At 59.4% G+C, this 25,928-nt stretch carries 22 protein-coding genes; 9 read left to right on the forward strand and 13 right to left on the reverse strand.

Annotated elements, in window-relative coordinates; all coding sequences use genetic code 11:
- Positions 1-192 precede the first annotated feature (192 nt).
- Positions 193-372 (forward strand): hypothetical protein, encoded by a 180-nt coding sequence (locus IF654_RS15005; RefSeq protein WP_019410559.1) that lies wholly within the window; start codon positions 193-195, stop codon positions 370-372.
- A 180-nt stretch (positions 373-552) separates the two neighbouring features.
- Positions 553-1,275 carry a TorF family putative porin gene (locus IF654_RS15010; RefSeq protein WP_047276114.1) on the forward strand — a complete coding sequence of 241 codons (723 nt, stop codon included), beginning with the start codon at positions 553-555 and terminating at the stop codon, positions 1,273-1,275.
- Between the two features lie 23 nt (positions 1,276-1,298).
- Here IF654_RS15010 and IF654_RS15015 read toward each other — a convergent pair whose 3' ends face one another.
- A complete protein-coding gene (locus IF654_RS15015) occupies positions 1,299-1,691 on the reverse strand; it encodes a hypothetical protein (protein WP_047276051.1) in 393 nt (130 codons plus the stop codon).
- A gap of 138 nt (positions 1,692-1,829) precedes the next feature.
- Entirely contained in the window at positions 1,830-3,176 is a 1,347-nt protein-coding gene (locus IF654_RS15020) for a DEAD/DEAH box helicase (RefSeq protein WP_047276053.1), read from the reverse strand.
- Between the two features lie 192 nt (positions 3,177-3,368).
- Between IF654_RS15020 and IF654_RS15025 the strand changes: the two genes are divergently transcribed.
- Positions 3,369-4,667: a mechanosensitive ion channel family protein gene (locus IF654_RS15025; protein WP_047276055.1), complete on the forward strand. Its 1,299-nt coding sequence runs from the start codon at positions 3,369-3,371 to the stop codon at positions 4,665-4,667.
- A 57-nt stretch (positions 4,668-4,724) separates the two neighbouring features.
- Here the strand turns inward: IF654_RS15025 and IF654_RS15030 are convergent, their stop codons facing one another.
- The 3 genes from IF654_RS15030 to IF654_RS15040 all read right to left on the reverse strand — a co-directional run bounded on the left by IF654_RS15030 (position 4,725) and on the right by IF654_RS15040 (position 7,011).
- Positions 4,725-5,297, reverse strand: coding sequence for an RBBP9/YdeN family alpha/beta hydrolase (locus IF654_RS15030; RefSeq protein ID WP_047276057.1), 573 nt, complete (start codon positions 5,295-5,297; stop codon positions 4,725-4,727).
- A 38-nt stretch (positions 5,298-5,335) separates the two neighbouring features.
- Positions 5,336-6,196 (reverse strand): carboxylate/amino acid/amine transporter, encoded by an 861-nt coding sequence (locus IF654_RS15035; protein WP_083333445.1) that lies wholly within the window; start codon positions 6,194-6,196, stop codon positions 5,336-5,338.
- 215 nt (positions 6,197-6,411) lie between these two features.
- On the reverse strand, positions 6,412-7,011 hold the full coding sequence (locus IF654_RS15040) for an FMN-dependent NADH-azoreductase (RefSeq protein ID WP_047280898.1): 600 nt from the start codon (positions 7,009-7,011) through the stop codon (positions 6,412-6,414).
- A 206-nt stretch (positions 7,012-7,217) separates the two neighbouring features.
- On the opposite strand from IF654_RS15040, the gene IF654_RS15045 reads away from it, so the two are divergent.
- The 4 genes from IF654_RS15045 to aqpZ all read left to right on the forward strand — a co-directional run bounded on the left by IF654_RS15045 (position 7,218) and on the right by aqpZ (position 11,728).
- Complete coding sequence (locus tag IF654_RS15045; RefSeq protein WP_047276063.1) at positions 7,218-8,141, forward strand: LysR family transcriptional regulator; 924 nt, start codon at positions 7,218-7,220, stop codon at positions 8,139-8,141.
- A 112-nt stretch (positions 8,142-8,253) separates the two neighbouring features.
- A complete protein-coding gene (locus IF654_RS15050; RefSeq protein WP_194862272.1) occupies positions 8,254-8,823 on the forward strand; it encodes a peptidylprolyl isomerase in 570 nt (189 codons plus the stop codon).
- A 169-nt stretch (positions 8,824-8,992) separates the two neighbouring features.
- On the forward strand, positions 8,993-10,825 hold the full coding sequence (locus IF654_RS15055) for an ABC transporter ATP-binding protein (RefSeq protein WP_047280900.1): 1,833 nt from the start codon (positions 8,993-8,995) through the stop codon (positions 10,823-10,825).
- 201 nt (positions 10,826-11,026) lie between these two features.
- Positions 11,027-11,728 (forward strand): aquaporin Z, encoded by a 702-nt coding sequence (gene aqpZ / locus IF654_RS15060; RefSeq protein ID WP_047276069.1) that lies wholly within the window; start codon positions 11,027-11,029, stop codon positions 11,726-11,728.
- Between the two features lie 18 nt (positions 11,729-11,746).
- Here aqpZ and IF654_RS15065 read toward each other — a convergent pair whose 3' ends face one another.
- A complete protein-coding gene (locus tag IF654_RS15065) occupies positions 11,747-12,871 on the reverse strand; it encodes a GNAT family N-acetyltransferase (RefSeq protein WP_094987473.1) in 1,125 nt (374 codons plus the stop codon).
- A 357-nt stretch (positions 12,872-13,228) separates the two neighbouring features.
- Here IF654_RS15065 and IF654_RS15070 point away from each other — a divergent pair, with 357 nt between their 5' ends.
- Positions 13,229-14,521 (forward strand): putative porin, encoded by a 1,293-nt coding sequence (locus tag IF654_RS15070; protein WP_047276073.1) that lies wholly within the window; start codon positions 13,229-13,231, stop codon positions 14,519-14,521.
- Positions 14,522-14,583: 62 nt separating this feature from the next.
- Here IF654_RS15070 and IF654_RS15075 read toward each other — a convergent pair whose 3' ends face one another.
- From IF654_RS15075 to aceK, 5 genes are all read right to left on the reverse strand, one after another.
- Complete coding sequence (locus IF654_RS15075) at positions 14,584-14,826, reverse strand: anti-sigma factor family protein (RefSeq protein WP_047276075.1); 243 nt, start codon at positions 14,824-14,826, stop codon at positions 14,584-14,586.
- Positions 14,820-15,422, reverse strand: a complete 603-nt coding sequence (locus IF654_RS15080) for an RNA polymerase sigma factor (RefSeq protein WP_047276077.1) — start codon at positions 15,420-15,422, stop codon at positions 14,820-14,822. Before IF654_RS15080 ends, IF654_RS15075 begins: the two co-directional genes overlap by 7 nt.
- 56 nt (positions 15,423-15,478) lie before the next feature.
- On the reverse strand, positions 15,479-16,600 hold the full coding sequence (locus IF654_RS15085; RefSeq protein ID WP_047276080.1) for a beta-ketoacyl-ACP synthase III: 1,122 nt from the start codon (positions 16,598-16,600) through the stop codon (positions 15,479-15,481).
- A gap of 187 nt (positions 16,601-16,787) precedes the next feature.
- Positions 16,788-20,699, reverse strand: coding sequence for an ATP-dependent RNA helicase HrpA (gene hrpA / locus IF654_RS15090; protein WP_047276082.1), 3,912 nt, complete (start codon positions 20,697-20,699; stop codon positions 16,788-16,790).
- A 135-nt stretch (positions 20,700-20,834) separates the two neighbouring features.
- Positions 20,835-22,544, reverse strand: coding sequence for a bifunctional isocitrate dehydrogenase kinase/phosphatase (gene aceK, locus IF654_RS15095; protein ID WP_047280903.1), 1,710 nt, complete (start codon positions 22,542-22,544; stop codon positions 20,835-20,837).
- A 136-nt stretch (positions 22,545-22,680) separates the two neighbouring features.
- On the opposite strand from aceK, the gene IF654_RS15100 reads away from it, so the two are divergent.
- Entirely contained in the window at positions 22,681-23,565 is an 885-nt protein-coding gene (locus tag IF654_RS15100; RefSeq protein WP_047276086.1) for a DMT family transporter, read from the forward strand.
- A 62-nt stretch (positions 23,566-23,627) separates the two neighbouring features.
- Here the strand turns inward: IF654_RS15100 and IF654_RS15105 are convergent, their stop codons facing one another.
- Positions 23,628-24,491 carry a DMT family transporter gene (locus IF654_RS15105; RefSeq protein WP_094987470.1) on the reverse strand — a complete coding sequence of 288 codons (864 nt, stop codon included), beginning with the start codon at positions 24,489-24,491 and terminating at the stop codon, positions 23,628-23,630.
- 319 nt (positions 24,492-24,810) lie between these two features.
- Positions 24,811-25,749: an aspartyl/asparaginyl beta-hydroxylase domain-containing protein gene (locus IF654_RS15110; RefSeq protein WP_047276087.1), complete on the reverse strand. Its 939-nt coding sequence runs from the start codon at positions 25,747-25,749 to the stop codon at positions 24,811-24,813.
- Between the last annotated feature and the right edge of the window lie 179 nt (positions 25,750-25,928).

Consider the following 25,928-nt stretch of genomic DNA (forward strand, 5'->3'; position numbering starts at 1 on the left):
CACGGTGGCAACCCAAGGCTAAAAAATGCCCGGCTGTTATGAATTAAAACAGCGAGTTAGCGGGTTAATAAGCCGTTCGCGATAATTATCAGCGGTGCCGATAATTATTTTACGCCGATATTTAACAAGCAATTGTCAAGCCTTTCAGGTATTATCGCTGGCCAAGTTATTTTCTACAGGTCAATAGCCGCCATGCGTGTAAAAGCATCCGCCAGCAAAGCAAAGCCAGCTCCTGCTGTTGAAACCAGTGATTCTATCAATGCACAAATTGCCGCCTTCCTGAAGTCCGGTGGCGAAATTCAGCAAATTGATAAAGGCGTCAGCGGTCAAACGTTCGGCCCGTCCAAGCAGATCACGCTCGGCAAAAAGTAATACCCCTCGCATGACCTGGTCCTTTTGCGCTTTGCCCACAAAGCGCTAGGACTACCGAGCTGTACTCCCCTGCTTCACCCCCATCTTCGAGAAATCGACCAACGGCACCCTGTGGCCGACGCGTACCCGTATCCTCTAAGGCCTCTAGATCAAGCCTCTGAGCCCATACAGGAGGGACCCATGCTCACCCGGGCATTCCTACTGGCCAGCACCCTGTTGACCAGTACGTTAGTTGATGCACACGTTTTCTCCCGCGAGCTGGGGGATTTCGACCTCAAACTGGCCACTCAACCCAGCCGCAGCATGGCACAGGGCCTGGTCAAACCCACCAGTGCCGGTTCCACCTTCCACGGCGGCCTGGACCTGACCCACGACAGCGGCTGGTACGTCGGCCAATGGGCGCCGACCATGGGCATCAAGCCCGGCACCAACCTCGAAGTCGACACTTACATGGGCTACAAGCACCCGTTCGATCAGACCCTGAGCTATGAACTGGGGATGATTCACTACAGCTACCCCGCACTCAGCCCCCTCGACAGCCAGCAGTTCTATGCCGGGCTGACCATTCTGGGCACTCGCTTCGGCGCGGCCTTCAGCAATGACCCGGATCGACAGGACACCACCCTGTTTGCCGACCTGGGCGTCAATCAGCCCTTCGGCATTGGCGTGAGCATGAAATACACCACCCACCAGCTCGGCACCCCGGTATCGATTGCCGAGGGCGGCAGCGTGCGCGCCTTCAATGACTGGTCCATCAAGTTCTCACGCCCCTTTATGGGCATCGACCTCAACCTGATCTACAGCGACTCCAACCTGGACGGCACGCAATGCTCGGCCTATTCGGGGCAAAACGCGCAATGTGACGGACTGGTCACCCTCAAGGCCGAGCGCGCGTTTTACTGAACCCGCGTTAAACGCAAGGTGACTCAAGCAATTTGAGGCTTGGCGGCGACGCTATCGAAGGTCTCGGGATCAAGGGGATCCACTTGCTCATTCAACACCTGTATCGGGTGCTCGCTGCCCGGATTTGAGCTGTCGATCATGCATAGCAGGCGAGATCCACGTTCCGTCAGGACAAAATTTTCACCCGTGCCGCCTTCGTCTTCGGGACGCGGCTCGATGTAGCCCTGCTTCAACAACAAGGCTTCATAATCCGAGGCCAATTTCTTCAAATCATCGAGACTGCCTAGTTTTTGGGCTTCATTAGCCATTTCAACAGCGTAATCCTCTGCATACTGACGCGGCGCGAACGGCTCGCCAGCACCGTTTTGCACTTCATGCAGAAGACGCTCAATCAGTGTCCAGTTATAAGTGGTCATCAGCTTCACTCTCCGTACGGTGGGATAAAAGATCCTTCATGAGTAGTGACTGACAAACCCCACAGACGTTCAGACGCAGTTTTACAGGCGCAAAAAAACCCGGCCTGGGCCGGGTTTTTGACAGCGCTTGCGGGGGGGTTATTCCGCTGCCGGCGCTTCTGGCTTGCGACGCTTGAGCGGCGCCATACCGTCCTTGCTGACCAGCGACAGGGCGTCGGTCTTCGGGCGATTGGCGATCTTGCGCTTGGTAGGCGCCTTGGCGCCTGATTTCTTCTTGTCGCCTTTGGCGTCGGTCTTTTTCTTTTTCACGCCGACCGCTTTGCCCGAGGCCTTAACCTTTTTCGGTCCGCCGTACGTGCCTTTGACTTCCTTGATGGTGCGACGCTCAAAGGTTTGCTTCAGGTAGCGTTCGATGCTGGACATCAGGTTCCAGTCACCGTGGCAGATCAGCGAGATCGCCAGGCCATCGTTACCTGCACGGCCGGTACGGCCGATACGGTGCACGTATTCGTCGCCGCTGCGCGGCATGTCGAAGTTGATCACTAGGTCCAGGCCTTCAACGTCCAGACCACGGGCTGCCACATCGGTCGCCACCAGGATCTTCACGCCGCCCTGCTTGAGGCGGTCAATGGCCAGCTTGCGGTCTTTCTGGTCTTTCTCACCGTGCAAGACAAACGCCTTGTACTCCTGCGCCACCAGACGGCCGTAGATACGGTCGGCCATGGCACGGGTATTGGTGAAAACAATGGCCTTCTGATACGTCTCGTTCGCCAGCAACCAGTTAACGATCTGCTCTTTATGCTGGTTGTGGTCGGCGGTGATGATCTGCTGACGCGTGGTGGCGTTCAACTGGCTGACCTGGTTGAGCTGCAAGTGCTCGGGGTTGGTCAGCACCTTGCCAATCATGTCACGCAGGCCCGAACCACCGGTGGTGGCCGAGAACAGCATGGTCTGCTGGCGGTTAGGGCATTCGTCCACCAGACGCTGGACGTCTTCGGAGAACCCCATGTCGAGCATGCGGTCGGCTTCGTCGAGCACCAGCACTTCAACTTCCTTGAGGTCCAGATTGCCCGCGTTCAGTTGCTCCAGCAGACGACCCGGCGTACCGATCAGGATATCCGGCACCTTGCGCAACATGGCCGCCTGAACCTTGAAGTCTTCACCCCCGGTGATCAGGCCGGATTTGATGAACGTGAACTGCGAAAAACGCTCCACTTCTTTCAGCGTTTGCTGTGCCAGCTCGCGGGTCGGCAGCAGGATCAGGGCTTTGATGCTGACGCGGATTTTGGCCGGGCCGATCAGGCGGTTCAGGATCGGCAGGACGAAAGCGGCGGTCTTGCCACTCCCGGTCTGAGCTGTTACCCGCAGGTCACGCCCTTCGAGCGCGAGCGGAATGGCCGCTGCTTGCACAGGCGTAGGCTCGACAAATTTAAGCTCGGCCACAGCTTTAAGCAGGCGTTCGTGCAGGGCGAAATCGGAAAACACGGGTGCTACCTCGAAGAAATGCAAAAAATCAGCGGCATAGAGTAACGGTTTCGAGCGCTCAGGCCGAGTTTCTTTGCACCAACGGTGTGAAACAACTGCTTTTTTAGGGTCTTTAGTCCCACGTCAGCCCATAAAGCGCCTGTAAATGCTCTAATCCATGAGCCATTTACTTTTGGGGTAACGTTTTCGCTTATGGATATTCAACAACTCTGGGTTCAGTTCCAGACCCTTTGGGCCAACCTTGACGATCATCCCTGGCTGTCGGCACTGCTCGGCCTGATCGTACTGGTGAGCATCGCGCTGATCGCCGGCCACATTGCACGCATCCTCATTTTGCGCGTGACCAAGATCCTCGCTCGCCAACCGGCGCTGCACTGGATCAACGACTTGCGCGAACACAAGGTGTTCCACCGACTGGCACAACTGACGCCATCGCTGATGGTGCAGTTCGGGCGCAATCTGGTGCCGGACATGAGCGACAACGGTCGCCACTTTCTCGGCAACCTGGCGCTGGCCATTACCATTTTCGTCCTGACGCGGGTCATCAGCGCGCTGCTGGACGCGATGCTCGATATTTACTCGCGCACCAACTACGCCAAGACCCGCCCGATCAAGGGCTATGTGCAGCTGACCAAAATGCTGCTGTATGTGTTTTCGGCAATCATCATCGTCGCCACCCTGATCGACCGCTCGCCAATGCTGCTGCTCTCGGGCCTGGGGGCGATGTCTGCGGTCATTTTGCTGGTCTACAAAGACACCCTGCTGTCGTTTGTCGCCAGTGTGCAGTTGACCAGTAACGACCTGCTGCGCGTGGGCGACTGGATCGAAATGCCGCAAGTGGGTGCCGACGGCGATGTCATCGACATCACCCTGCACACGGTCAAGGTGCAGAACTTCGACAAAACCATCGTCTCGATTCCGACCTGGCGCCTGATGTCCGAGTCGTTTAAAAACTGGCGCGGCATGCAGCAGTCCGGTGGGCGCCGGATCAAGCGCAGCCTGTTTATCGATGCAGCCGAAATCGGCTTTCTCACCGATGAACAAGAACAGCGGCTGGAGCAAGTGCGTTTGTTGCGCGACTACCTGACGCGTAAAAAAGCCGAACTCAAGAGCTGGAACGAGGCCCAGGGCAACGTCGCCGAGCTGTCAGCCAACCGTCGACGCATGACCAACATCGGTACGTTCCGCGCCTACGCGCTGGCTTACCTGAAAAGCCATGCCGAGATTCAGCCGAACATGACCTGCATGGTGCGCCAGATGCAGACCACCGCTCAGGGCGTGCCGTTGGAAGTGTACTGCTTCACCCGCACCACGGTGTGGGACGAATACGAGCAAATCCAGGGCGATATTTTTGACTATTTGCTGTCGGTGATGCCGGAGTTCGGCCTCAGCGTGTATCAGCAACCGAGCGGCAATGACTTGCGCAACGGGCTGCTGAACAAGCTCAAAACGCCCCTGGTGGTGGCTGAAGCGGCCAACGCCGACGACTGATCGCCCTGTGCGGGCGTGCAGGAGCTGCCAGCGGGCGCTCCTGCACGGCGGGGACTGTCAGTGCCCGGCTGCCGTTTTGAATTGCGGATCGCCCGTCAACTCAAACAATAACCCCACCCCTTGTGGCCAATACCCCAGGCCACTGTCGGCATTGATATGCCCCGCATTGTCCAATGTCTCCAACCTTTTGCTGCCCCACGCCTCGCTAAAGGCCTGTGCCCGTTCAAGCGCAACAAAAGGATCGTCCGTGCTGGCAACGGTGATGGACTCAAACGGCAGCTTGTTCAGGGGCATGGGGGTAAACCCCCGGGTGCCTGACGGGTAACTGTCCGCTTCGGTATCGCTGGGCGCCACCAGCAACGCGCCTCTCACCTGCTTGGCCGCCTCCGGGTGTTCGTGTGCCCAGCGGGCAATCAGGGTACAGGCCAGGCTGTGGGCCACCAGCGCCACCGGGCGCGGGCTGGCGGTGACCTTTTCATGCAACCGCTGCACCCAGTCGTCACAGGATGGCGTCTGCCAGTCGGTCTGTTTAACGCGCTTCAAGCCGCTGAAACGCTGTTCCCAATGGGATTGCCAATGATCGGGGCCTGAATCAAGTAGCCCGGGCAATATCAACACTCTGACGGTCATCCCTGCTCTCCTCTGGATGCTGGATAGTCACCGTGACCTTAGCTGCTCACTGGCCTGCGGTCGAGGCGACTGATCCACACGGCGACGAGTATCACTAATCCACCCAAAAACAGCCGCCCCAGCGGCTCGTGCTGATTCCAGATCAACAGGTTGAGCAACAAGCCCACCGGCACATGCAGGTTGTTCATCACTGCCAGCGTGCCCCCGCTGACCAGGCAAGCGCCCTTGTTCCACCAGTACATGCCCAGCGCGGTGGATACCAAGCCCAGAAACAGCAGCACACCCCACTGCAACGGCGCGTCGGGCAGAAAGTGGGCCTTGCCGAACAGCAGGAAAGCTGGCAACACCACGGCCAGTGCGCCCAGGTAGAAATAACCGAAACGCCGGTAGTGCGGCAGATCGCTGGGGTAACGCGCCACCAAATGCTTGTACATCACCTGCCCGGCGGCGTAAGTAAAGTTGGCCAGTTGCAGCAGCAGGAAGCCTTTGAAAAAGTCCGGGCTGATGCTGTCAAAACGAATGACCGCCGCACCGCTCACGGCCACCAGTGCCGCCACCAGCGCCCACGGGTTGAAGCGGCGATTGAGCGCGTCTTCAATCAGCGTCACGTGCAACGGCGTCAAGATGGTAAACAGCAACACTTCCGGCACGGTCAGGACGCGAAAACTCAAATACAGGCAGACATAGGTGATGCCGAACTGCAACGCGCCGATCAACAACATGCCGCGCATAAAGCCCGGCTCAACCGTGCGCCAGCGAGTTAAGGGGATAAACACCAGCCCCGCCAGCACCACCCGTACCAGCACTGCAAAGTAACTGTCGACATGCCCTGCCAGATACTCGCCAATCAGGCTGAAGGAAAACGCCTGTATCAGCGTAACAATCAATAAATAGCCCATTACTTTTCGCCTGCCGCCCAACGGAATGAGGGCGACCTTAGCGGTTTTCCACCGGCAGCGAAATCCCGGGCAAAAAAAACCCGATACAGCTAAAAAGCTGATCGGGCTGGAGCACTCAGAAGCAAAGTGCAAAGGGAGGTTCGATGCGCGAACCGCATGCTTGAAGGAGCAATGAAGCGATTAAGCCCGCTGGCGATTACCTGCCGATTAAGGCGTCACGCAATTTCTGAAATCCGGGATCTGGCTTGGTTCAATCCTTTTTCCTGGAAGTCACCACCCAAATTCATACCCTCTGCGTGGATAAAGGTCACATCGTGGATCCCGATAAACGCCATCACCTGACGCAGGTAGGGTTCTTGGTGGTCCGTGGTGCTACCCGCGTATAGGCCGCCCCGTGCCGTCAACACGTATGCTTTTTTGCCGGTTAGCAGCCCTTGCGGCCCGGTGTCGGTGTATTTGAACGTCACACCCGCCCGCAACACGTGATCCAACCAGGCTTTGAGGGTGCTGGGAATGGCGAAGTTGTACATCGGTGCGGCCATGACCAGCACGTCGGCGGCCAGCAATTCATCGGTCAGTTCGTTGGAGCGCTGCAACGATGCCTGTTCCGCCTCGCTGCGTTGCGCTTCAGGCTTCATCCAGCCACCCAACAGGTTGGCATCCAGGTGCGGAACCGGGTTACGCGCCACATCGCGGACCGTGATCAGGTCAGCTGGATGCGCCGCTTGCCATTGGCTGATGAACTGCCGGGTCAGTTGACGGGAAAAGGAATCCTGCTGGCGGGCACTGCTTTCGATGATCAGAACACGGGACATGATAGGTAGGCTCCATCTCTAAATGCTGTAAGGCGATGGAGTGAAGGTTAAAGGCCACAGCTTCGATGAAAAAGCGCAAATACCTGCTACAACCTATCTATAAAGTTGTTTATTAATCGTTGTGCCGGTGCGAACATCAGGCCCACGTGCCTTGGCCCAACGTGGCTACCAGCGCAGTCATCTATTCATTCTCAGAGGTACTCATCGTGAAAGCGCCCCGCGTGACCCTTGACCAATGGCGCACCTTGCAAGCGGTGGTCGACCATGGCGGCTTTGCACAGGCCGCCGAAGTGCTGCACCGCTCGCAATCGTCAGTCAGTTACACCGTGGCCCGCATGCAGGACCAGCTCGGCGTGCCACTGCTGCGCATCGATGGGCGCAAAGCCGTGCTCACGGAGGCTGGCGGCGTGTTGTTGCGCCGCTCCCGGCAACTGGTCAAACAAGCCAGCCAGCTCGAAGACCTCGCCCACCACATGGAGCAAGGCTGGGAAGCAGAGGTACGCCTGGTCGTGGATGCCGCCTACCCCAACGCACGCCTGGTCCGTGCTTTGGCCGCCTTCATGCCGCAGAGCCGCGGCTGCCGGGTGCGGTTGCGCGAAGAGGTCTTGTCCGGGGTTGAAGAAGTGTTGCTCGAAGGCGTGGCCGATCTGGCCATCAGCAGCTTCAACATTCCGGGTTACCTGGGCACCGAACTGAGCGCGGTGGAGTTTGTGGCCGTGGCCCATCCCGACCATCCGTTGCATCGCTTGCAGCGCGAGTTGCAATTTCAGGACCTGGAAAGCCAACTGCAAGTGGTAATCCGCGACTCGGGACGCCAGCAACCCCGCGACATGGGCTGGCTGGGGGCTGAACAGCGCTGGACCGTCGGCAGCCTGGCCACCGCGGCGGCGTTTGTCGGCAGCGGACTGGGCTTTGCCTGGCTGCCACGGCACATGATTGAGCGGGAAATCAACGAAGGCGTGCTTAAACCCTTGCCCCTTCATCAAGGCGGCAACCGTCACCCGGTGTTTTACCTGTATTCCAACAAAGACAAACCGCTGGGGCCTGCGACGCAAATTCTTGTCGAGTTGTTACGCACCTTCGACACGGCCCCACTCGACGCCGCCTTTGCAGCGCCCTTGCAAGCATGACAGCGGTGGGCAGGAACCGGATTCGGGCATATCCTGTCCAACACTCGCGACATCTGCTTTGCTGTCTGCGTGACCTTCAACCGTCACCCCACTTTTTCAGGATCACACACCCATGCTTAAAAAAATTGCCCTCGCCGCTGGCGCCCTGCTGTTTGCCGCCAACCTGATGGCAGCAACGCCTGCATCGGCCAAGGCGCCCCATGTGCTGTTGGATACCAGCTTCGGCAAAATAGAAATTGAGCTGGACCCGGTCAAGGCCCCGATCAGCAGCAAGAATTTTCTGGCATACGTCGACAGCGGCTTTTACACCAACACCATTTTCCACCGCGTGATTCCAGGATTTATGGCGCAAGGCGGCGGTTTTACGGCCCAGATGGTGCAAAAGCCGACCCGCGACCCGATCAAGAATGAAGCCAGCAACGGCCTGCACAACGTGCGCGGCACGCTGTCGATGGCACGCACCTCCAACCCGAATTCAGCCACCAGCCAGTTCTTTATCAACGTGGCCGATAGCGCGTTCCTTGACCCGGGCCGCGATGCCGGTTACGCCGTGTTCGCGAAGGTGGTCAGTGGCATGGACGTTGTGGACCAAATCGTCAACTCGCAAACCACCACCAAACAAGGCATGCAAAACGTGCCCATCGACCCGGTCGTTATCAAATCTGCCAAGCGCATTGATTGACCGATTGAGCCTTGCAGGAAGCGTAGACCGCTCCCCCTGAACGTAGCTGCTGCCAAACCTGCGAGCTGTTACACCTGCCGGAACAGCTCGCACGTTTGAGTCCTTGCGTGTTCATCGGGTCAGTGGTCACACCACGAAAGGAGAGCCCGCGCTGCGGGCGTCAGTGCCCATGCTTTATCGCCGCTTCGAAAAACTGATCGATATCTTCCGCGAACCGCCCACCCCGGCGCCCCCCTCGACGGTCTGGGCGTTTTATCTGTATTACCTGCGTCAGGTCTGGCCGATTTTTGCCGCCTTGCTGTTGATCGGGCTGGTGGCGGCGCTGATTGAAGTTTCCCTGTTCAGCTACCTGAGTACCTTGATCGACCTGGCCCAAGGCACGCCCAACACTGATTTTTTCAGGGTCCACAGCACCGAGCTGATCTGGATGGCCGTGGTTGCGCTGATCATTCGTCCGGTTTTTTTCGGCCTGCACGACTTGCTGGTGCATCAAACCCTGAGCCCCGGCATGACCAGCATGATCCGCTGGCAGAACCACAACTACGTGCTCAGGCAGAGCCTGAACTTCTTCCAGAACGATTTCGCCGGGCGCATCGCCCAACGCATCATGCAAACCGGCAACTCGTTGCGCGACTCATTGGTGCAAGCCGTCGACGCGCTCTGGCACGTACTGATCTACGCCATCAGCTCGCTGGTGCTGTTTGCCGAGGCGGACTGGCGCCTGATGATTCCACTGCTGACCTGGATCGGGCTGTATATCGGCGCGCTCTATTACTTCGTACCCAGGGTCAAGGAGCGCTCGGTGGTGTCCTCCGACGCGCGCTCCAAACTGATGGGCCGCATCGTCGATGGCTACACCAACATCACCACCCTCAAATTGTTTGCCCACACCCACTTCGAACAAGAGTACGCGCGCGAAGCCATCGTCGAGCAAACCGAAAAAACTCAACTGGCCAGCCGTGTCGTGACCAGCATGGACGTCACCATAACCGCCATGAACGGCCTGCTGATCGTCACTACCAGCGGCCTGGCCTTGTGGTTGTGGAGCCAGTCGCTGATCAGCGTCGGCGCCATTGCCCTGGCCACGGGCCTGGTGATTCGCATCGTCAACATGTCCGGCTGGATCATGTGGGTGGTCAACGGCATCTTCGAGAACATCGGGATGGTTCAGGACGGCCTGCAAACCATTGCTCAGCCGTTGGCCGTCACCGACCGCGAAAATGCGCCCCGCCTCACCGTCACGCGCGGCGAAGTGCGCTTTGAGCATGTGGATTTCCACTATGGCAAACGCAGCGGGATCATCAGCGACCTGAACCTGACCATCAAACCTGGCGAAAAAATCGGCCTGATCGGCCCTTCAGGCGCGGGCAAATCAACGCTGGTCAACCTGTTGCTGCGCTTGTATGACCTGCAAGGCGGACGCATCCTGATCGACGATCAGAACATTGCCGAAGTGACGCAGGAAAGCCTGCGTGAACAAATCGGCATGATTACTCAGGACACTTCGTTGCTGCACCGCTCCATTCGCGACAACTTGCTGTATGGCAAACCGGATGCCACCGACGACGCGTTGTGGGCCGCCGCGCACAAAGCGCGAGCCGACGAGTTCATCCCGCTGCTGTCCGACGCCCAGGGCCGCACCGGCTTTGACGCCCATGTGGGCGAACGCGGGGTCAAATTGTCAGGCGGCCAGCGCCAGCGGATAGCCATTGCGCGGGTGCTGCTGAAAAACGCGCCCATCCTGATCATGGACGAAGCCACCTCAGCGCTGGACTCCGAGGTTGAAGCGGCCATTCAGGAAAGCCTTGAAACCCTGATGCAAGGCAAAACCGTGATCGCCATTGCCCACCGGCTATCCACCATCGCCCGCATGGACCGTTTGGTGGTGCTGGACAAAGGCCGCATCGCAGAAAGCGGCACCCATGCCGAGTTGCTCGCCCACGGCGGTTTGTACGCACGGCTTTGGCAACATCAAACGGGGGGATTTGTCGGCATCGACTGATCCAAACCAACCGCTCCTGTAAACCCCCTGAAACACATCGCCAGCGCCCGGTTTTAAAGGGCTCTGGCTTTTTTTTGGGCAATGGAAAATCCGCTGCCGCCTGCTGTAATGAAAAAAGGATTCGGAGGAATTCTGTCGTCAAACATGCAGGATGCACCGAGTGATCACTGATAGATCAAGCCATCTATCCAGGACCCTGACATGAACCTGTTCAAACGCTCCATCACAGAGTTGATCGGCACTTTCTGGTTAGTCCTTGGCGGGTGTGGCAGCGCGGTACTCGCCGCTGCTTTCCCCGATGTCGGCATCGGATTGCTCGGCGTGGCGCTGGCATTTGGTCTGACAGTACTGACAATGGCCTTCGCCATCGGCCATATCTCCGGCTGCCACCTCAACCCCGCCGTATCCTTCGGGTTGTGGGTGGGCGGACGCTTCCCGGCCAGGGAGTTGCCCGCCTACATGGTGGCCCAGGTCATTGGCGGGATCATTGCGGCCAGCGTGCTGTACTTCATCGCCAGCGGCAAACCGGGTTTCGATCTGGCCGTCAGCGGGCTGGCCGCCAACGGCTATGGCGAACACTCACCCGGAGGCTATTCAATGATTGCCGGGCTGGTGTGCGAATTGGTCATGAGCGCCATGTTTATCCTGATCATCATGGGCGCCACCGATAAACGCGCACCGCCCGGATTGGCCCCCATTGCCATTGGCCTGGCGCTCACGCTGATTCACCTGATCTCAATACCGGTGACCAACACCTCGGTCAATCCGGCCCGCAGCACCGGGCCGGCGCTGATCGTCGGCGGCTGGGCGATCCAACAGCTGTGGATGTTCTGGGTGGTGCCACTGGTGGGCGCGGCCATCGGCGGGCTGACCTATCGCTGGCTGGGCAAGACCGACAACTGAGGTGCAACACGGCGAGGCTCAGGCCTGCCGATAAGGCAGCGCCGACCTCGCTTGTTCCGCATACGCCAGCACGCCTTCGCGCTCGCGTTCCAGAAAATCGCTGACCGCGGCTTTCAGGCCCGGGTGCCGCAGGTAATGCCAGGAACGTGTGATGACCGGCTCAAAGCCGCGGATCAACTTGTGCTCACCCTGGGCCCCCGCATCGAAGCGCTGGATACCGTGGGCGATGGCGTACTCCATCCCCTGGTAAAAACACGTTTCGAAGTGCAGGCGATCGAACTCGGCCAGGCAGCCCCAGTAGCGGCCATACAGGCTATCGCCTCCCAACAGACTGAACGCCATGGCCACCGGTGAAGCGCCCTGCTTGGCCAATACCACGCGAATGGCCTCGGGCATGCGCTCGGCCAACAGGCTGAAAAATGCGCGGGTCAAATACGGCGTCTGTCGACGCACGGCGTAGGTGTGCGCATAGCAGGCGTAGACAAAATCCCACTGCGCCTCGCTCACCTGACGACCTTCCAGCCACTCGAACGTAAAACCCTGCGCGGCGACCTGCTCGCGTTCCTTGCGCATTTGTTTACGCTTGCGCGAGCTGAGCGTTTCGAGAAAGTCCTGAAAGTCGCGATACCCGCGATTTTGCCAATGGAACTGGCAGCCCAGGCGTTGCAACCAGCCGGCTTGCTCCGTCAACGCGCTGTCTGCCAGCGCATCGGTAAAGTTGATGTGCGCACTGGACAACCCTTCGAGCTCCAGATAGCCCGGCAACGCCGCCAGCAACTCACGCCCTTGCTCGGCGCTGGCAGCCAAAAGACGCGGGCCACTCACCGGGCTGAAAGGCACGGCAGTCAACAGCTTGGGGTAGTACTCGATCCCCGCCCGTTCGCAGGCGTTGGCCCACTCGTGATCGAACACGTACTCGCCATAGGAATGCCATTTGCGATAACTGGGCAATGCCGCCTGCAAAGTGCCGTGCGCGTAATGCAACAGGTGCTCGGGCTGCCAGCCGGACTGCGGGTTCAGGCTGCCACTGTCTTCAAGCGCGCTGAGAAAGGCATGACGCAAAAAAGGGTGGGACGTCGGGACCAGTGCATCCCATTCAGGGGCGCTGATAGCCGACAGACTGTCCAGACGATGTAACGGCATTAAGTGGCTCCGGCACGCGCTTCAGAGCGGCGATGGTATCACCCCGCCCGCCTTTGAAAACGCCCTTCGCCGCCTCATGCCCGGCAGCACCTGCACACAGCACGCGTGCCGGCGCCGCACTTCAGCCCACCGGAACGCCTGCCAACCGGGGGTTGGAGCGGTGTCACAGACTTGCTATCACCCTGCCACTTTTCTGTCATATCCAGCCGCGATACTGGCGCCGCTTCTTAGAGCGCGGGGTTATGAGTGGACGGCTGCCAACACGCCAATAACACACTCGCCCCGCACCCATTTTGAGCCCGAGAAGGGCCGTTTTTCCTGGGATGGTCATCGCCATCCCACCACTGGGAGATTCATATGCGTCTTGTATCTACACGGGTTGCGGCGGGACTATGTGGCGGCCTGGCGTTAGCCATGAGTATTCCGGCCAGCGCCGGGGTCGATGCCAAACTGCTGGAAATGCTCAAGGCAAACGGTTCCATCTCCCCTGGCCAATACGCCGAGTTGCAAACCGAACTCGCCAGTGAAAAACAGGCTCAGCAGGAAGCTGCCGCCCAACAGGTCAAAAAATCCGACCTCAGCGCGTTTGAACAAAAAGTGGCATGGGCCGCCAAGACCGAGTTCAAGGGTGACGTGCGGGTTCGCCATGAGAACGTCAAGATCGACGGTGAGTCAGACGGCAAAAACAAGGACCGCCAGCGTATTCGTGCACGCCTGGGTGCCTACACCCAGATCAACCCGCAGGTGAACACCGGGATTCGTATCGCCACTGGCGGCGGCGACGATGCACGCTCGACCAACCAGGACCTGGACAACTATTTCGACAAGAAACAGCTGTGGCTGGATCAGGCCTACATCGACTACCACCCGACCGCGGTCAAAGACCTGCACCTGATTGGCGGCAAGATGCCACAACCGTGGGTGAGCACCGGTGATGTGATCTGGGACAGCGACATCAACCCTGAAGGCGTGGCCGCTACCTACAAGCACAACCTGGGCAACAGCGGCGTCGAAATGTTCGGCAGCGCGGGTTACTACACCCTCAAGGACAACGTCGACGGCGAAGGCGTGCAGTTCCGCCACGACCTGAGCATGTATGCCGGTCAATTGGGCACACGCTTCGCACCCACCGACAGCCTCAAAGTGACCTTGGGCGGCAGCGTTTACGGCTACAAAAACGACGATGACAGCAAGTGCCCGACCACCGGCACCAAAACCACGCCGTGCGCCCTGGCCGTCAATGGCAACAGCACCAGCGAGTTCCGCCTGTATGAAGGTTTCGGCCAGGTCGACATCGCCAACCTGCCACTGCCGCTGTCACTGTACGGCCAGTACGTGCACAACGCCGCCACCGACAGCGATCAGGACGATGCCTGGCTGGTGGGTTTCAAGAGCAAACTGGACGCCTTCAGCCTGGACTACAACTACCGCGACGTTCAGCGTAACGCCGTGGTGGGGGCATTCACTGACTCCGACTTTGCCAACGGCACGACTGGCTCGCGTGGTCATAAGGTCAAACTGGGTTACGAAATCGACAAGAACTTCGGTGTCGGCGTGACGTACTACCTGACCAAGGCCGACTACGCCACCACGACCCAGAAAGACGCGAACACCAACACCCTGCAACTGGACGTAGAAGCCAAGTTCTAATCCCGGCTTGAATCAAAGAAAGGCGCCGTCGATCCCCTTCATCCGTCGACGGCGCCTTGTCTTTAGTCCCCTTTTTGGTGACGCGACCGCTCACGCACCATTCGTTCAACCGTCGCCTCAAGGTCCGCTGGCGGGGCCTGCGGCACGTGTTTGAGGGTGGCATTGAGCAACCGCATTTGCTTGATGAACCGACGGCAGTTAGGGCAAAACAGCAAATGATGGCGCACCAGCAGCCGCTCACGAAAGGTCAACTGGCCATCCAGATAATCACTTGAACGGGCAACTTGCTGTTTGCAGGTCAACATTCACCGGTTTCCTCGAAATGCTCCACCGTCGCGAAGACTTTAAGCCGGGCACGATGTATCAGCACCCGGGCATTAGAGAGCGTTATCTGCAGAAGATTACAAATGTCTTCCAGCGCCAGCCCTTCGCGCTCGCGCAACACCAGCACACTGTTTTGCAACTGCGGCAGGCTGAGCAAGGTGTGCTCAAGGCACTCACGCAGTTCGTCCTCCGTCAACAAGGCTTCCGGGGTGTCCTGATGCCAGGCAAAAGGCGCCAACAGCCAATGGCCATCACTGGAGAAACGGTCATCGTCAACACTGCCGTGGGGCGATGGCAGGTCATCGAGCAGCACTTCGCGCCGATTCTGTTTGTAGCGGTTTTTGGCCGCGTTGGCCGTGATCGTCAGCAACCAGGTTTTCAGACTGGATCGACCTTCGAACCCGTCCAGATTGCGCACCACCGACAACCAGGCGTCTTGCACCGCTTCGTCTGCATGACGACTGCCGACAATCGCGTACGCCACGGCACGCATGGCACTTTGATAGGTGCTGACCAGCTCGCGAAACGCCCGGTCATCACCCGCCAGCAGGCGGGCAAGTAATTCAGAGTCAGCCATCAGGCCTCACATCATCAGGGCCGCTGCCCTATCTGGACAACGACCCTGCAAGGGGATTAACGCTTGCGCAGAATCACGCTACCGATGGAGTAACCCGCACCGAACGAACTGAGAATGGCCAGCGCGCCGTTAGGCAAGTCATCCTGGTACTTATGGAACGCAATCACCGATCCCGCCGAACTGGTGTTGGCGTAAGTATCCAGAATTACCGGCGCTTCTTCGACCGAGGCTTCACGGCCCAGCAGGCGCTTGACGATCAGGTGGTTCATGCTGAGGTTGGCCTGGTGCAGCCAGAAGCGCTTCACGTCGGCCACGTCCAACTGGTTTTCTTCGAGGTGTTGCCCGATCAGCTCGGCCACCATCGGGCACACGTCACGGAACACTTTGCGCCCTTCCTGCACGAACAATTTGTCCGGGCTGTCGGCAGGTTCGTCCGAAGCACGGTTCAGGAAGCCGAAATTGTTGCGGATGTTGTTCGAAAAGGTTGTCAGCAATTTGCTGCTGACGATGTCGAATTGATGTGCCGAAGTCGCCAGGTCAGCGCGCTCGATCACCACGGCCGTCGCCGCATCACCAAAGATGAAATGGCTGTCACGGTCCCGGAAGTTCAGGTGGCCGGTGCACACTTCGGGGCTGATTAGCAACACGGCGCGGGCCTGGCCCAACTGCACGCTGTTGCTGGCGGTCTGGATGCCGAAGGTCGCGGACGAGCAGGCGACGTTCATGTCAAAACCAAAACCCTGAATGCCCAGTGCGTGTTGCACCTCGATGGCAATGGCCGGGTACGGGCGTTGCAGGTTGGAGCACGCCACGATCACGCCGTCGATATCGGCTGCGGTTTTGCCTGCGCGCTCCAGCGCTTGCTGTGCCGCGCCGACCGCCATTTCGCAGAGCACCGACATTTCGTCGTTGGAACGCTCCGGCAGACGCGGGCGCATGCGCTGCGGGTCAAGGATGCCGTCCTTGTCCATGACAAAACGGCTTTTGATGCCGGAGGCTTTTTCGATAAAGGCCGCGCTGGATTCGGCCAGAGGCTGGATCTCACCGGCCTCGATGGCAGCCGCGTGTTCGGCGTTGAACTGTTGCACATAGGTATTGAAAGACTGCACCAGCTCTTCGTTGGAGATGCTGTTGGCCGGGGTATACAGGCCGGTGCCGCTGATGACGACGTTATGCACGGTCGTTCCTCTGTTCTGTTCAAGCAGAAAATATTGGTACTTGCGTACCAAATCATAAAAGGACTCACCCCGGACAAACGGGGGTGAAGTGCCTTGGATCACATACGTGTCTGGACTTAATAGCCGCGAAGTTTGCCATAAAAGGCAACATTTGCGTTATCGCCGCATCGACGGCCGCAGGCGCGTGTCACGCCTCCACCTGGCTCCACTGTTTGCTCAGGCGCTTGTCAGAAATCGGCACCTTGGTGCCCAGTTGCTGGCCGAACAGCGACACCCGGTATTCTTCCAGCCACCAGCGGTATAGCTCCAGTTGCGGATCGCGCTTGCCTTCCTGCGCATGCTTGGTGGCGCGGGCTTGATACTGCGCCCACAGCCCACTCAATTCGCCGCTCCACACCCGATCTTTTTGCACCTGGCCCGGCAGTTTCTCCAGGCGCAGTTCAATGGCCTTGAGGTAACGCGGCAGCTCCTTGAGCCACATCGCGGGGGTTTCCCGGACAAATCCGGGGTACACCAAATGGCTCAGTTGCTGCTTGATGTCATTCAACGCCACGGCCTGGGCCAGGTCGATCTTGCCTTTGAAGCGCTTTTGCAGACCGTGCCACAGCTTGAGGATGTCCAGCGTCAGTTTCGCCAGTTTTTCCGCGTGTTCCGTCCAGCCGGCGCGCTTGCGTTCGGCCAGTGAAGCCAGCCCGGCGCCATCACGGGGCAGCACGGCCTCGCCTTCAAGAATGCAGCTGTCGAGGCTGGCCAGCAGAATGTCTTCGACCAGACTTTCAACCCGTCCCAGCTCGCGGTACAGCAAGCCCAGTTCGGTCAGCCCCGGCAATTTGCCCCGCAGGAACTTCGCAGGTTCGGCCAACTGTTGCATCAGCAAGCGCTGCAGGGCGCGACGGTGCTGGTATTCGGCCTCGGCCGGGGTCGAGAATCGACCTTCCTTGACCGTATTGCCCTCTTCGACCAGCGCCGGGTACACCGTCATCGACAAACCGGCAATCTTTTGCTGGGTTTTCTCCGCCACCGGGGCAAAGCCCCTGGCCTGCACCGGCTGTTGGCTTTCAGCGCTCTGCGGCACCGCCAGAGCGGCTTGGCTGGCTTCAGCAAAACGCGCGGTCAGCTCGGCCAGATCGCGGCCTTCGCCAAGGAACTTGCCATGGGCGTCGACGATTTCCAGGTTCATCCGCAGATGACTGTCGACCTGCTGCGCCGCCTCGGCCCACGCCTCATCACTGACCCGCACGCCTGTCATGCGCAACAGTTCACGCCCCAGCGCCTGGGGCAACGAACCCTGACCAAACTCCATACGCTGCAACGCAGCCTTGACGAAGTCCGGCACCGGCACGAAGTTCTTGCGCAATGCCTTGGGCAGGCTGCGCACTAGCGCGATGCACTTGGCCTCAATCATCCCCGGCACCAGCCACTCCAGGCGCTCGGGCGGCAGCACGGGCAACAGCGGCGCGGGCACTTTGACCGTCACCCCGTCACGGGGGTGGTTCGGCTCAAAGTGATAACTGAGCGCCAGCGTCAAATCCCCCAGACGCAATGTGTCCGGGTAATGCTGGGCGGTGATTTCAGTGGCCTCGCGGGCCAGCACGTCTTCTTCGCGCATGATCAACAGCTGCGGGTCTTTCTGACTGTTGACCCGGTACCAGCTGTCGAAAGTCGCGGTCTGATGAATCTCGGCGGGCAGGCGCGCGTCGTAGAACGCAAACAGGGTCTCTTCGTCCGCCAGAATGTCACGGCGCCGGGCCTTGGCTTCCAGCTCGTCGAGCTGTTCCAGCAACCGGGCATTGGCCGCCAGGCACTTGGCCCGCGACTGGATCTCACCGCGCACCAGCCCTTCGCGGATAAACAGCTCACGGGACAGCACCGGGTCAATCGGCCCGTAATGCACGGGGCGACGGCCCACCACGATCAAACCGAACAGCGTGATTTGCTCAAAGGCCACCACTTGCCCGCGTTTTTTCTCCCAGTGCGGCTCAAAGTAATTCTTTTTGACCAGATGCCCGGCCAGCGGCTCGATCCAGTCCGGCTCGATCTTGGCCACCATGCGCGCATACAGCTTGGTGGTTTCCACCAGCTCGGCGGTCATCAGCCATTGCGGGCGTTTTTTGCCCAACCCCGAAGACGGGTGAATCCAGAACCGACGCTGACGCGCGCCCAGGTAATCACCTTCTTCGGACTTCTGCCCGATCTGGCTGAGCAACCCCGACAACACGGCCTTGTGCAGCTTGGGGTAATCCGCCGGTTCTTTATTGACCGACAGTTGCAGGTCACGGCAGATCAAGCTCAGTTGACGGTGAGAATCGCGCCACTCGCGCAAGCGCAGGTAGTTCAGGAAATTCTTGCGGCACCAGTTGCGCAGCGGACTGGCGGTCAGCGCCTGGCGCTGCTCTTCAAATCCGCGCCACACATTGATCAGCGCGGCAAAGTCCGAGTCCACATCCTTCCATTGCGCGTGGGCCTGATCGGCCGCCTGCTGACGCTCCGGGGGACGCTCGCGCGGGTCTTGCACCGACATCGCACTGGCCACGATCAACACTTCCTGCAAGCTGCCGAGCTTGGCCGCTTCAAGCAGCATGCGCCCCATGCGCGGGTCGACCGGCAGGCGCGCCAGTTGGCGGCCCAGCGGCGTCAGCTGGTTTTCGCGGTTGACGGCGGACAGCTCCTGCAACAGGTTGAAGCCGTCCGTGATGGCTTTGCCGTCTGGCGGCTCGATGAACGGGAACGCCGTAATTTCCCCCAGACGCAGGTGCAGCATTTGCAGGATGACGGCCGCAAGGTTGGTACGCAGAATCTCGGGGTCGGTAAATTCCGGGCGCCCGTTGAAGTCTTCTTCGGCGTACAAGCGCACGCAGATACCCGGCTCAACCCGCCCGCAGCGGCCCTTGCGCTGATTGGCACTGGCCTGGGAAATGGCTTCGATCGGCAAACGCTGGACCTTGGCCCGGTAGCTGTAGCGGCTGATACGTGCGGTGCCGCTGTCAATCACATAACGAATGCCCGGCACCGTCAGGGAGGTTTCTGCGACGTTGGTCGCCAAGACTACACGGCGTCCGGGGTGCGACTGGAAGATCCGCTGCTGCTCGGCCGGTGACAGTCGTGCATACAACGGCAGGATTTCGGTGTGTTTGAGCTGGGCCTTGCGCAACATGTCGGCGGCATCGCGGATTTCGCGCTCGCCGGGCAAAAACACCAGCACGTCGCCGGGGCTCTTGCGCTCATGGCGCTCGTGGGCGGCAATTTCGTCCAGCGTCGCAATGATCGCCTGATCGACACTCAAATCCTCTTCGACGCTGTTGCCCTCCTCGTCCTGCTCGGCGGTCAACGGGCGATACCAGGTCTCGACCGGGAACGTGCGGCCCGAGACTTCCACAATCGGCGCATCGTTGAAGTGCTTGGAGAAACGCTCCAGATCGATGGTGGCCGAGGTAATGATGACCTTGAGGTCCGGGCGCCGGGGCAACAGGATTTTCAGGTAACCCAGCAAAAAGTCGATGTTCAGGCTGCGTTCGTGGGCTTCGTCGACGATGATCGTGTCGTAGCGTTCGAGGAAGCGGTCGTGCTGGGTTTCGGCCAGCAAAATCCCGTCGGTCATCAACTTGATCAGCGTGTTGGAATCGCTCTGATCCTCAAACCGCACCTGATAGCCGACCAACGCGCCCAACGGCGTCCCCAGCTCCTCGGCCACGCGACTGGCCACGCTGCGCGCGGCGATACGCCGGGGCTGCGTATGGCCAATCAAACCGTGCTGACCGCGCCCGATCTCCAGGCAGATTTTCGGCAGCTGGGTGGTTTTGCCCGAACCGGTTTCACCGGCCAGAATCAACACCTGATGCTTGAGCAGCGCGGCCTTGATCTCATCGCGCTTGGCGGCGATCGGCAAGTGTTCGTCATAGCGAATCAACGGCACACTGGCCGCCCGCGCCGTAACCTGCGCGCACGACGCCTCGACCCGCGCCACCCAGGCCGCCAGCTTGGCGTCGTCCGGTTTTTTGCGCAGCTCATGCAACTGCCGACGCAGCGTGTGGCGGTCGGCAATCATGGCGTGATCGAGGTTTTTCAACAGCTTGTCGATAGCAGGCGATTCGTCAGTCATCAGGTGCGTAACAGTCTTGGTAAAGGCAGGGGGCGGATTGTCGCAGATTTAAGGGCCCAAGCACGAATCTGTAGCACGACGACGCTCAGTTGTGCGTATCCGGAAGGTGTCAAGAAACGCCTCCCCTGCGCAGCATCATCCCCGCCGCCGATAAGGAAACACATCGATCACCTTGCCTGACGCGATGGAGGCTTGCAGGGCTTTCCAGTAATCGGCGTCGTAGATTTCACCGTGCAGCTCGTCGAACAAACGGCGCTGGCTGGCATCGGCGAACAGGAACGGCGGAAACTCTTCTGGGAACACGTCCAGCGGACCGATGGAGTACCACGGCTCGCTGGCCATTTCGTCTTCCGGGGTGCGCGGCTGGGGGATGTGGCGGAAGTTGGCTTCGGTCAGAAAGCAGATTTCGTCATAGTCGTAGAACACGACGCGGCCATGGCGGGTGACGCCAAAGTTTTTCAACAGCATGTCGCCGGGGAAGATGTTGGCCGCCGCCAGTTGTTTGATCGCTAACCCATAGTCGTCCAGGGCTTCGCGGATTTGCGCAGGGTTGGCGTTTTCCAGGTACAAGTTGAGCGGGGTCATGCGCCGCTCGGTCCAACAGTGGCGAATCAGTACCGTGTCGCCTTCCACCTCGACCGTGGACGGCGCCACGTCCAGCAGCTCGGCCAGGCACTCGGGCTCGAACTTGCTTAACGGGAAACGGAAATCCGCAAATTCCTGGGTGTCGGCCATGCGCCCGACCCGATCCACGCTTTTGACCAGCCGGTATTTTTCAATGACCGTGGCCCGATTGACGTTTTTGGAGGGTGAAAACTTGTCCTTGATCAGTTTGAACACGGTGTTGAAGCCCGGCAGGGTGAACACGGTCATGACCATGCCGCGCACGCCGGGGGCCATGATGAAGCGGTCATCCGTGGTGGCCAGGTGGTTGATGAGGGCGCGGTAGAACTCGGACTTCCCGTGTTTGTAAAACCCGATGGAGGTGTAGAGCTCGGCGATGTGCTTGCCCGGCAGGATGCGTTTGAGAAAGCCGACAAACTCGGCGGGCACTGGTACATCGACCATGAAGTACGAACGGGTGAAGGAGAAAATGATCGACACTTCGGCTTCGTCGGTGATCAAAGCGTCTATCTGAATGCCCCGTCCTTCGCGGTGCAGCAGCGGGATCACCAGCGGCCATTGCTCGTCACGGGTGTAGAGGCGCCCTACCAGATAGGCCCCCTTGTTGCGGTACAACACCGAGCCAAACAGTTCGATGCTCATGTCCGGGTCTTTGCACACCCAGTCGGGCAGGCTTTCACGCAGGTGTGCTTCCAGCCTGCGCACGTCGCCCGGTAAATCGGCGTACGCCTCACTGAACGCGTAGTCGCTGAAGATCTGCGTGAGCGTGAGGCTTAACTGCCCGGCGGGGCGATACGTGCGGGTTTGTGCGGCCCGCGGCTGACGCAAGGCCGGGCGCGTGGTGTGAATGAACATGCAGTCGTCGCTGATCAGGTCGTGGCTGAACAGGCTGCAAAACGTCGAGTTGTACCAGGTCTCGGCCAGCTCATCGTCCAGCCGCGGATCAATCAGGCGGATGTACGCGTGCTTGACCAAGGGCCACTGGCTGGCATCCAGCAAACCCTGTTCAGCGAACGCCGATTGCAACCGCTGGCGGACCTGACTGACTTTTTGCTCATAGAGGTTGATCCGTGCGGCGGAAGCCTCCTGCGCGTCCTGCCACAGCGCGCCTTCAAACCGGGCGCGGGCGCCGTCGGTGATTTGCCGAAAGTGCTCACGGTAATCATCGAAGCCATCGAGAATCAGTGTTGCGATGGCGTCGGCCGGCCAGGTACGGGGCATGGGGAAAACCTCTGCACGAACGTCGTGGATGTTGTTATGCGCCTGAGCTTAGAGGCCAATTGTTACCGGACGCAACCATTGCCTTGCGCGCAGCATCCCCTACACTGCCCGCCACAAAACCTGTAAGGAAACATCCGTGAGACTTGTCGATATCGTGCGCATGCTGTCGCTGGCAGGCATTTGGGGCGCCAGCTTTTTGTTTATGCGGATCATCGCACCGGTTCTCGGCTCCATCCCTACTGCTTTCTTTCGTGTGTCCATCGCGGCCACCGGATTGCTGGTGATGCTGACGATGATGCGTGTCAGCTGGAATTTCGGCGGCAAATTCAAAGTGGTGCTGATCCTGGGGGTCATTAACTCAGGCATACCGGCCACGCTGTATTCCGTGGCGGCCCAGGTGCTGCCTGCCGGGTATTCAGCCATTTTCAACGCCACCACGCCGCTGATGGGCGTGCTGATTGGCGGCCTGTTTTTCAGTGAAAAACTCACGCTGACCAAAATGGCAGGGGTGTTTTTGGGCCTGTTGGGGGTGGGCATTCTGACCCGGGCAGGGCCTGTCGCGTTTGACATGGACTTGCTGATGGGCGCCCTCGCCTGCTTGCTTGCCACCACCTGCTACGGCTTCGCTGGCTTTTTGGCGCGCCGCTGGCTGGATCAGCAAGGTGGGCTGGACCCGCGTCTCTCGGCGCTGGGCAGCATGCTCGGAGCCACGCTGTTTCTGCTGCCGCTGTTTGCGGGCAGCCTGATCCATCAGCCACCCGCCAGTTGGGGTGGTACAAGCGTGTGGTTGTCGCTGCTCGGGTTGGGCCTGTTGTGCACAGCGTTTGCGTACATTTTGTACTTCCGCCTGCTGACCAGTATCGGTCCGGTCAAGTCCATGACTGTGACCTTTATGATCCCGCCGTTTGGCGTGCTGTGGGGCGCACTGTTTCTGGACGAGCCGCTGTCGATGGCGCACGTGTATGGCGGGCTGTTGATCGCCGTGGCGCTGTGGCTGGTGCTCAGGCCCGGACGGCCTTGATACCGTGACTCAAACAAGCTGCGAAGAAGGCCGCATAGCCCCTTCGCAGCCCGGCTCAGCGGTTACGCGGTATTACGGAACACGAACATCAGGCCCACGATGATCATGGCCATGCCCAGCAGGCTCAACGCCGCGAGGGTATTGCCGAAAACCAGGTAGTCCATGACGGCTGTGACGGCAGGCACCAGGTAAAACAGGCTGGTGACATTGACCAGGTTGCCCCGCGCAATCATCCGGTACAGCAGCAAGGTGGCCAGCACCGAGACCACCAGCCCCATCCACAACACCGGAATTACAAAGCCTGCGCTGTACTGGACGTTAAAGGGTTGAAACGGCACGAACACCGCGCACACCACCAGCCCGGCAAGGTACTGCAACGGCAAGGTGCCCAACGGGTTATGGGTGATGCGCTTTTGCATCAGGGTGCCGAACGTCATGCTCCCCAGCGCCAGCACCGCGAACAGCATGCCTTGCCATGACATGCCCGCCAGCCCGATGCCCTGGTACACCACCAGAATCAGCCCGGCCAACCCCAGAAACAGCCCCAGCAGTCGGCTCCAGCAAAGGCGCCGCTCCAGGATCACAGCGGTCAGAATCGGCTGGACGCCCATGACCGTGGCCATGACGCCCGGCGTGATGTGAAGCGACAGCGCCAGCATGTAAAAAATCTGATAGGCGCCCAGCAAGACCGCCCCGGTGGCCAATGCATACCGCACCGCCCGGGCCCCGCGCGGCCGCTGGAGTTTGAGCAAGGGGATCAACAGCACCAGCGCCAATAGCGCGATGGCAAAGCGGATCAATAAAAACGCAAAGGGCGACGCGTGGGCCAAGCCCCATTTGGAGAAGATCGCGCCGCTGCTCCACAGCAACACAAACACACACGTGGAGGCAGCCGCCAGCGCGGTATCTTTTGAGATCGAATACATGAGTTACACCTGTCATCAGGCAAAAAGGCCACTCAGCCAAGGCTGAAGTTCAGTGGTTTTTCAGACGGGTACGGGTAGCCGAAGGCTCGGCTCAGCCCGTCACAACACCCGGTGGCGATACGACGACGTACACCACAGTGCTGCTGACAGGAGGGGGGGAGTGAATGATCTGCTCCGGCTGCTGATTCGCACACGGCACTGCGTCAGCAGTGACTGCTGAATCGACAACGCGGTGTGGAAGAGAAACCGACATGGGCTGATCGTTCTGAAGGGTATCGAGCGCCGACTATAACCAGCGCCCGATACAATTGGCAATACGTTAACCGAACAACCAGCGCCACAGCAGCACCAGCACCAGCACCGCCAACACCGGGCGCATGATGCGGTACAGCTTGGGGTTGCGGCGTTTCCACTGCTTGACCACGCCACTGAAGCGATCGCTGAAGCGTTTGCTCCAGGCGTAGGCTTTGTTGATACCGCCTACCCGTTCGTCGTCCAGGTTTTGCGGCGCGGTGGCTTTGCCCAACTGAGCGCTGACCCAGCGGTTGATCTTGGTCATGAGGCGGTTGGTCAACGGGCGTTCCACGTCACAGAACAGGATGACGCGGGTGATGTCGGTTTCGTTTTTGACCCAATGCACGTAGGTTTCATCGAACATCACGTCTTCGCCATCACGCCAGGCGTACTCCTCGCCGTCCACAAAGATGCGGCACGCGTCGGAGTTGGGCGTTGACAGTCCGAGGTGATAACGCAGTGAACCGGCAAACGGGTCGCGGTGCGGGTTGAGGTGACTGCCGCCCGGCAGCAAGGCAAACATCGCGCCTTTGACGTTAGGAATGCTGTTGACCAGCGCCACGGTTTTCGGGCAAAGCAGCTCTGCGGAAGGCAGCGGCTTGTCATACCACTTGAGGTAAAAGCGCTTCCAGCCTTTTTTGAAGAACGAACCGAAGCCTGCGTCGTTGTTCTTTTCGGCGGCGCGGATATAGCCCTCGTCGAACAGGTGCATGGCCTCTTCGCGAATCGCCTGCCAGTTGTCCTTGAGGATATCCAGCTCGGGGAATTTGCTGCGGTCCAGGTAAGGTTTGGACGGCACACCGGAGAACAGGTACATCAAGGCGTTGTACGGCGCAAAAAAAGCGGAGTGGTTGACGAACTGACGCAACACCGGCAAGCGCGCCTTGCCGCGCAAGTGCACGTAAAGGATGCTGCCGACAAACAGCAGTATCAGCCCTGCCTTGATGGCGAAGGATAAGGTCATGCAACAACTCCTCGAAAAAACTGTGCGGCACCGATAGCCCGATGTGGCAGCCGGGCATGATAAACACTACCGGCGCAGGACAAAACCCGCGTGATCCAACATTCAGTGTTAAGGATTACGTAACAGCGCATTTAATAGCATAGGCCGAGGCGAAATCGCTTGATGTGAGTCAGGCAAAA

The organism is Pseudomonas lundensis (genome assembly GCF_015377145.2).
In the GTDB taxonomy this organism is placed as follows: Bacteria; Pseudomonadota; Gammaproteobacteria; order Pseudomonadales; family Pseudomonadaceae; genus Aquipseudomonas; species Aquipseudomonas lundensis.

Excerpts from the sequence above, each read along its gene's own strand:
- IF654_RS15075 (WP_047276075.1), bottom strand. The coding sequence starts at position 14,826 with ATGTTGACCTGCAAACAGCAAGTTGCCCGTTCAAGTGATTATCTGGAT.
- IF654_RS15110 (WP_047276087.1), bottom strand. The coding sequence starts at position 25,749 with ATGACCTTATCCTTCGCCATCAAGGCAGGGCTGATACTGCTGTTTGTC.
- IF654_RS15050 (WP_194862272.1), top strand. The coding sequence starts at position 8,254 with ATGCTTAAAAAAATTGCCCTCGCCGCTGGCGCCCTGCTGTTTGCCGCC.
- IF654_RS15040 (WP_047280898.1), bottom strand. The coding sequence starts at position 7,011 with ATGTCCCGTGTTCTGATCATCGAAAGCAGTGCCCGCCAGCAGGATTCC.
- IF654_RS15080 (WP_047276077.1), bottom strand. The coding sequence starts at position 15,422 with ATGGCTGACTCTGAATTACTTGCCCGCCTGCTGGCGGGTGATGACCGG.
- aceK (WP_047280903.1), bottom strand. The coding sequence starts at position 22,544 with ATGCCCCGTACCTGGCCGGCCGACGCCATCGCAACACTGATTCTCGAT.
- aqpZ (WP_047276069.1), top strand. The coding sequence starts at position 11,027 with ATGAACCTGTTCAAACGCTCCATCACAGAGTTGATCGGCACTTTCTGG.
- IF654_RS15065 (WP_094987473.1), bottom strand. The coding sequence starts at position 12,871 with ATGCCGTTACATCGTCTGGACAGTCTGTCGGCTATCAGCGCCCCTGAA.
- IF654_RS15070 (WP_047276073.1), top strand. The coding sequence starts at position 13,229 with ATGCGTCTTGTATCTACACGGGTTGCGGCGGGACTATGTGGCGGCCTG.
- IF654_RS15035 (WP_083333445.1), bottom strand. The coding sequence starts at position 6,196 with ATGGGCTATTTATTGATTGTTACGCTGATACAGGCGTTTTCCTTCAGC.
- IF654_RS15010 (WP_047276114.1), top strand. The coding sequence starts at position 553 with ATGCTCACCCGGGCATTCCTACTGGCCAGCACCCTGTTGACCAGTACG.
- hrpA (WP_047276082.1), bottom strand. The coding sequence starts at position 20,699 with ATGACTGACGAATCGCCTGCTATCGACAAGCTGTTGAAAAACCTCGAT.
- IF654_RS15055 (WP_047280900.1), top strand. The coding sequence starts at position 8,993 with ATGCTTTATCGCCGCTTCGAAAAACTGATCGATATCTTCCGCGAACCG.
- IF654_RS15005 (WP_019410559.1), top strand. The coding sequence starts at position 193 with ATGCGTGTAAAAGCATCCGCCAGCAAAGCAAAGCCAGCTCCTGCTGTT.
- IF654_RS15105 (WP_094987470.1), bottom strand. The coding sequence starts at position 24,491 with ATGTATTCGATCTCAAAAGATACCGCGCTGGCGGCTGCCTCCACGTGT.
- IF654_RS15015 (WP_047276051.1), bottom strand. The coding sequence starts at position 1,691 with ATGACCACTTATAACTGGACACTGATTGAGCGTCTTCTGCATGAAGTG.
- IF654_RS15030 (WP_047276057.1), bottom strand. The coding sequence starts at position 5,297 with ATGACCGTCAGAGTGTTGATATTGCCCGGGCTACTTGATTCAGGCCCC.
- IF654_RS15025 (WP_047276055.1), top strand. The coding sequence starts at position 3,369 with ATGGATATTCAACAACTCTGGGTTCAGTTCCAGACCCTTTGGGCCAAC.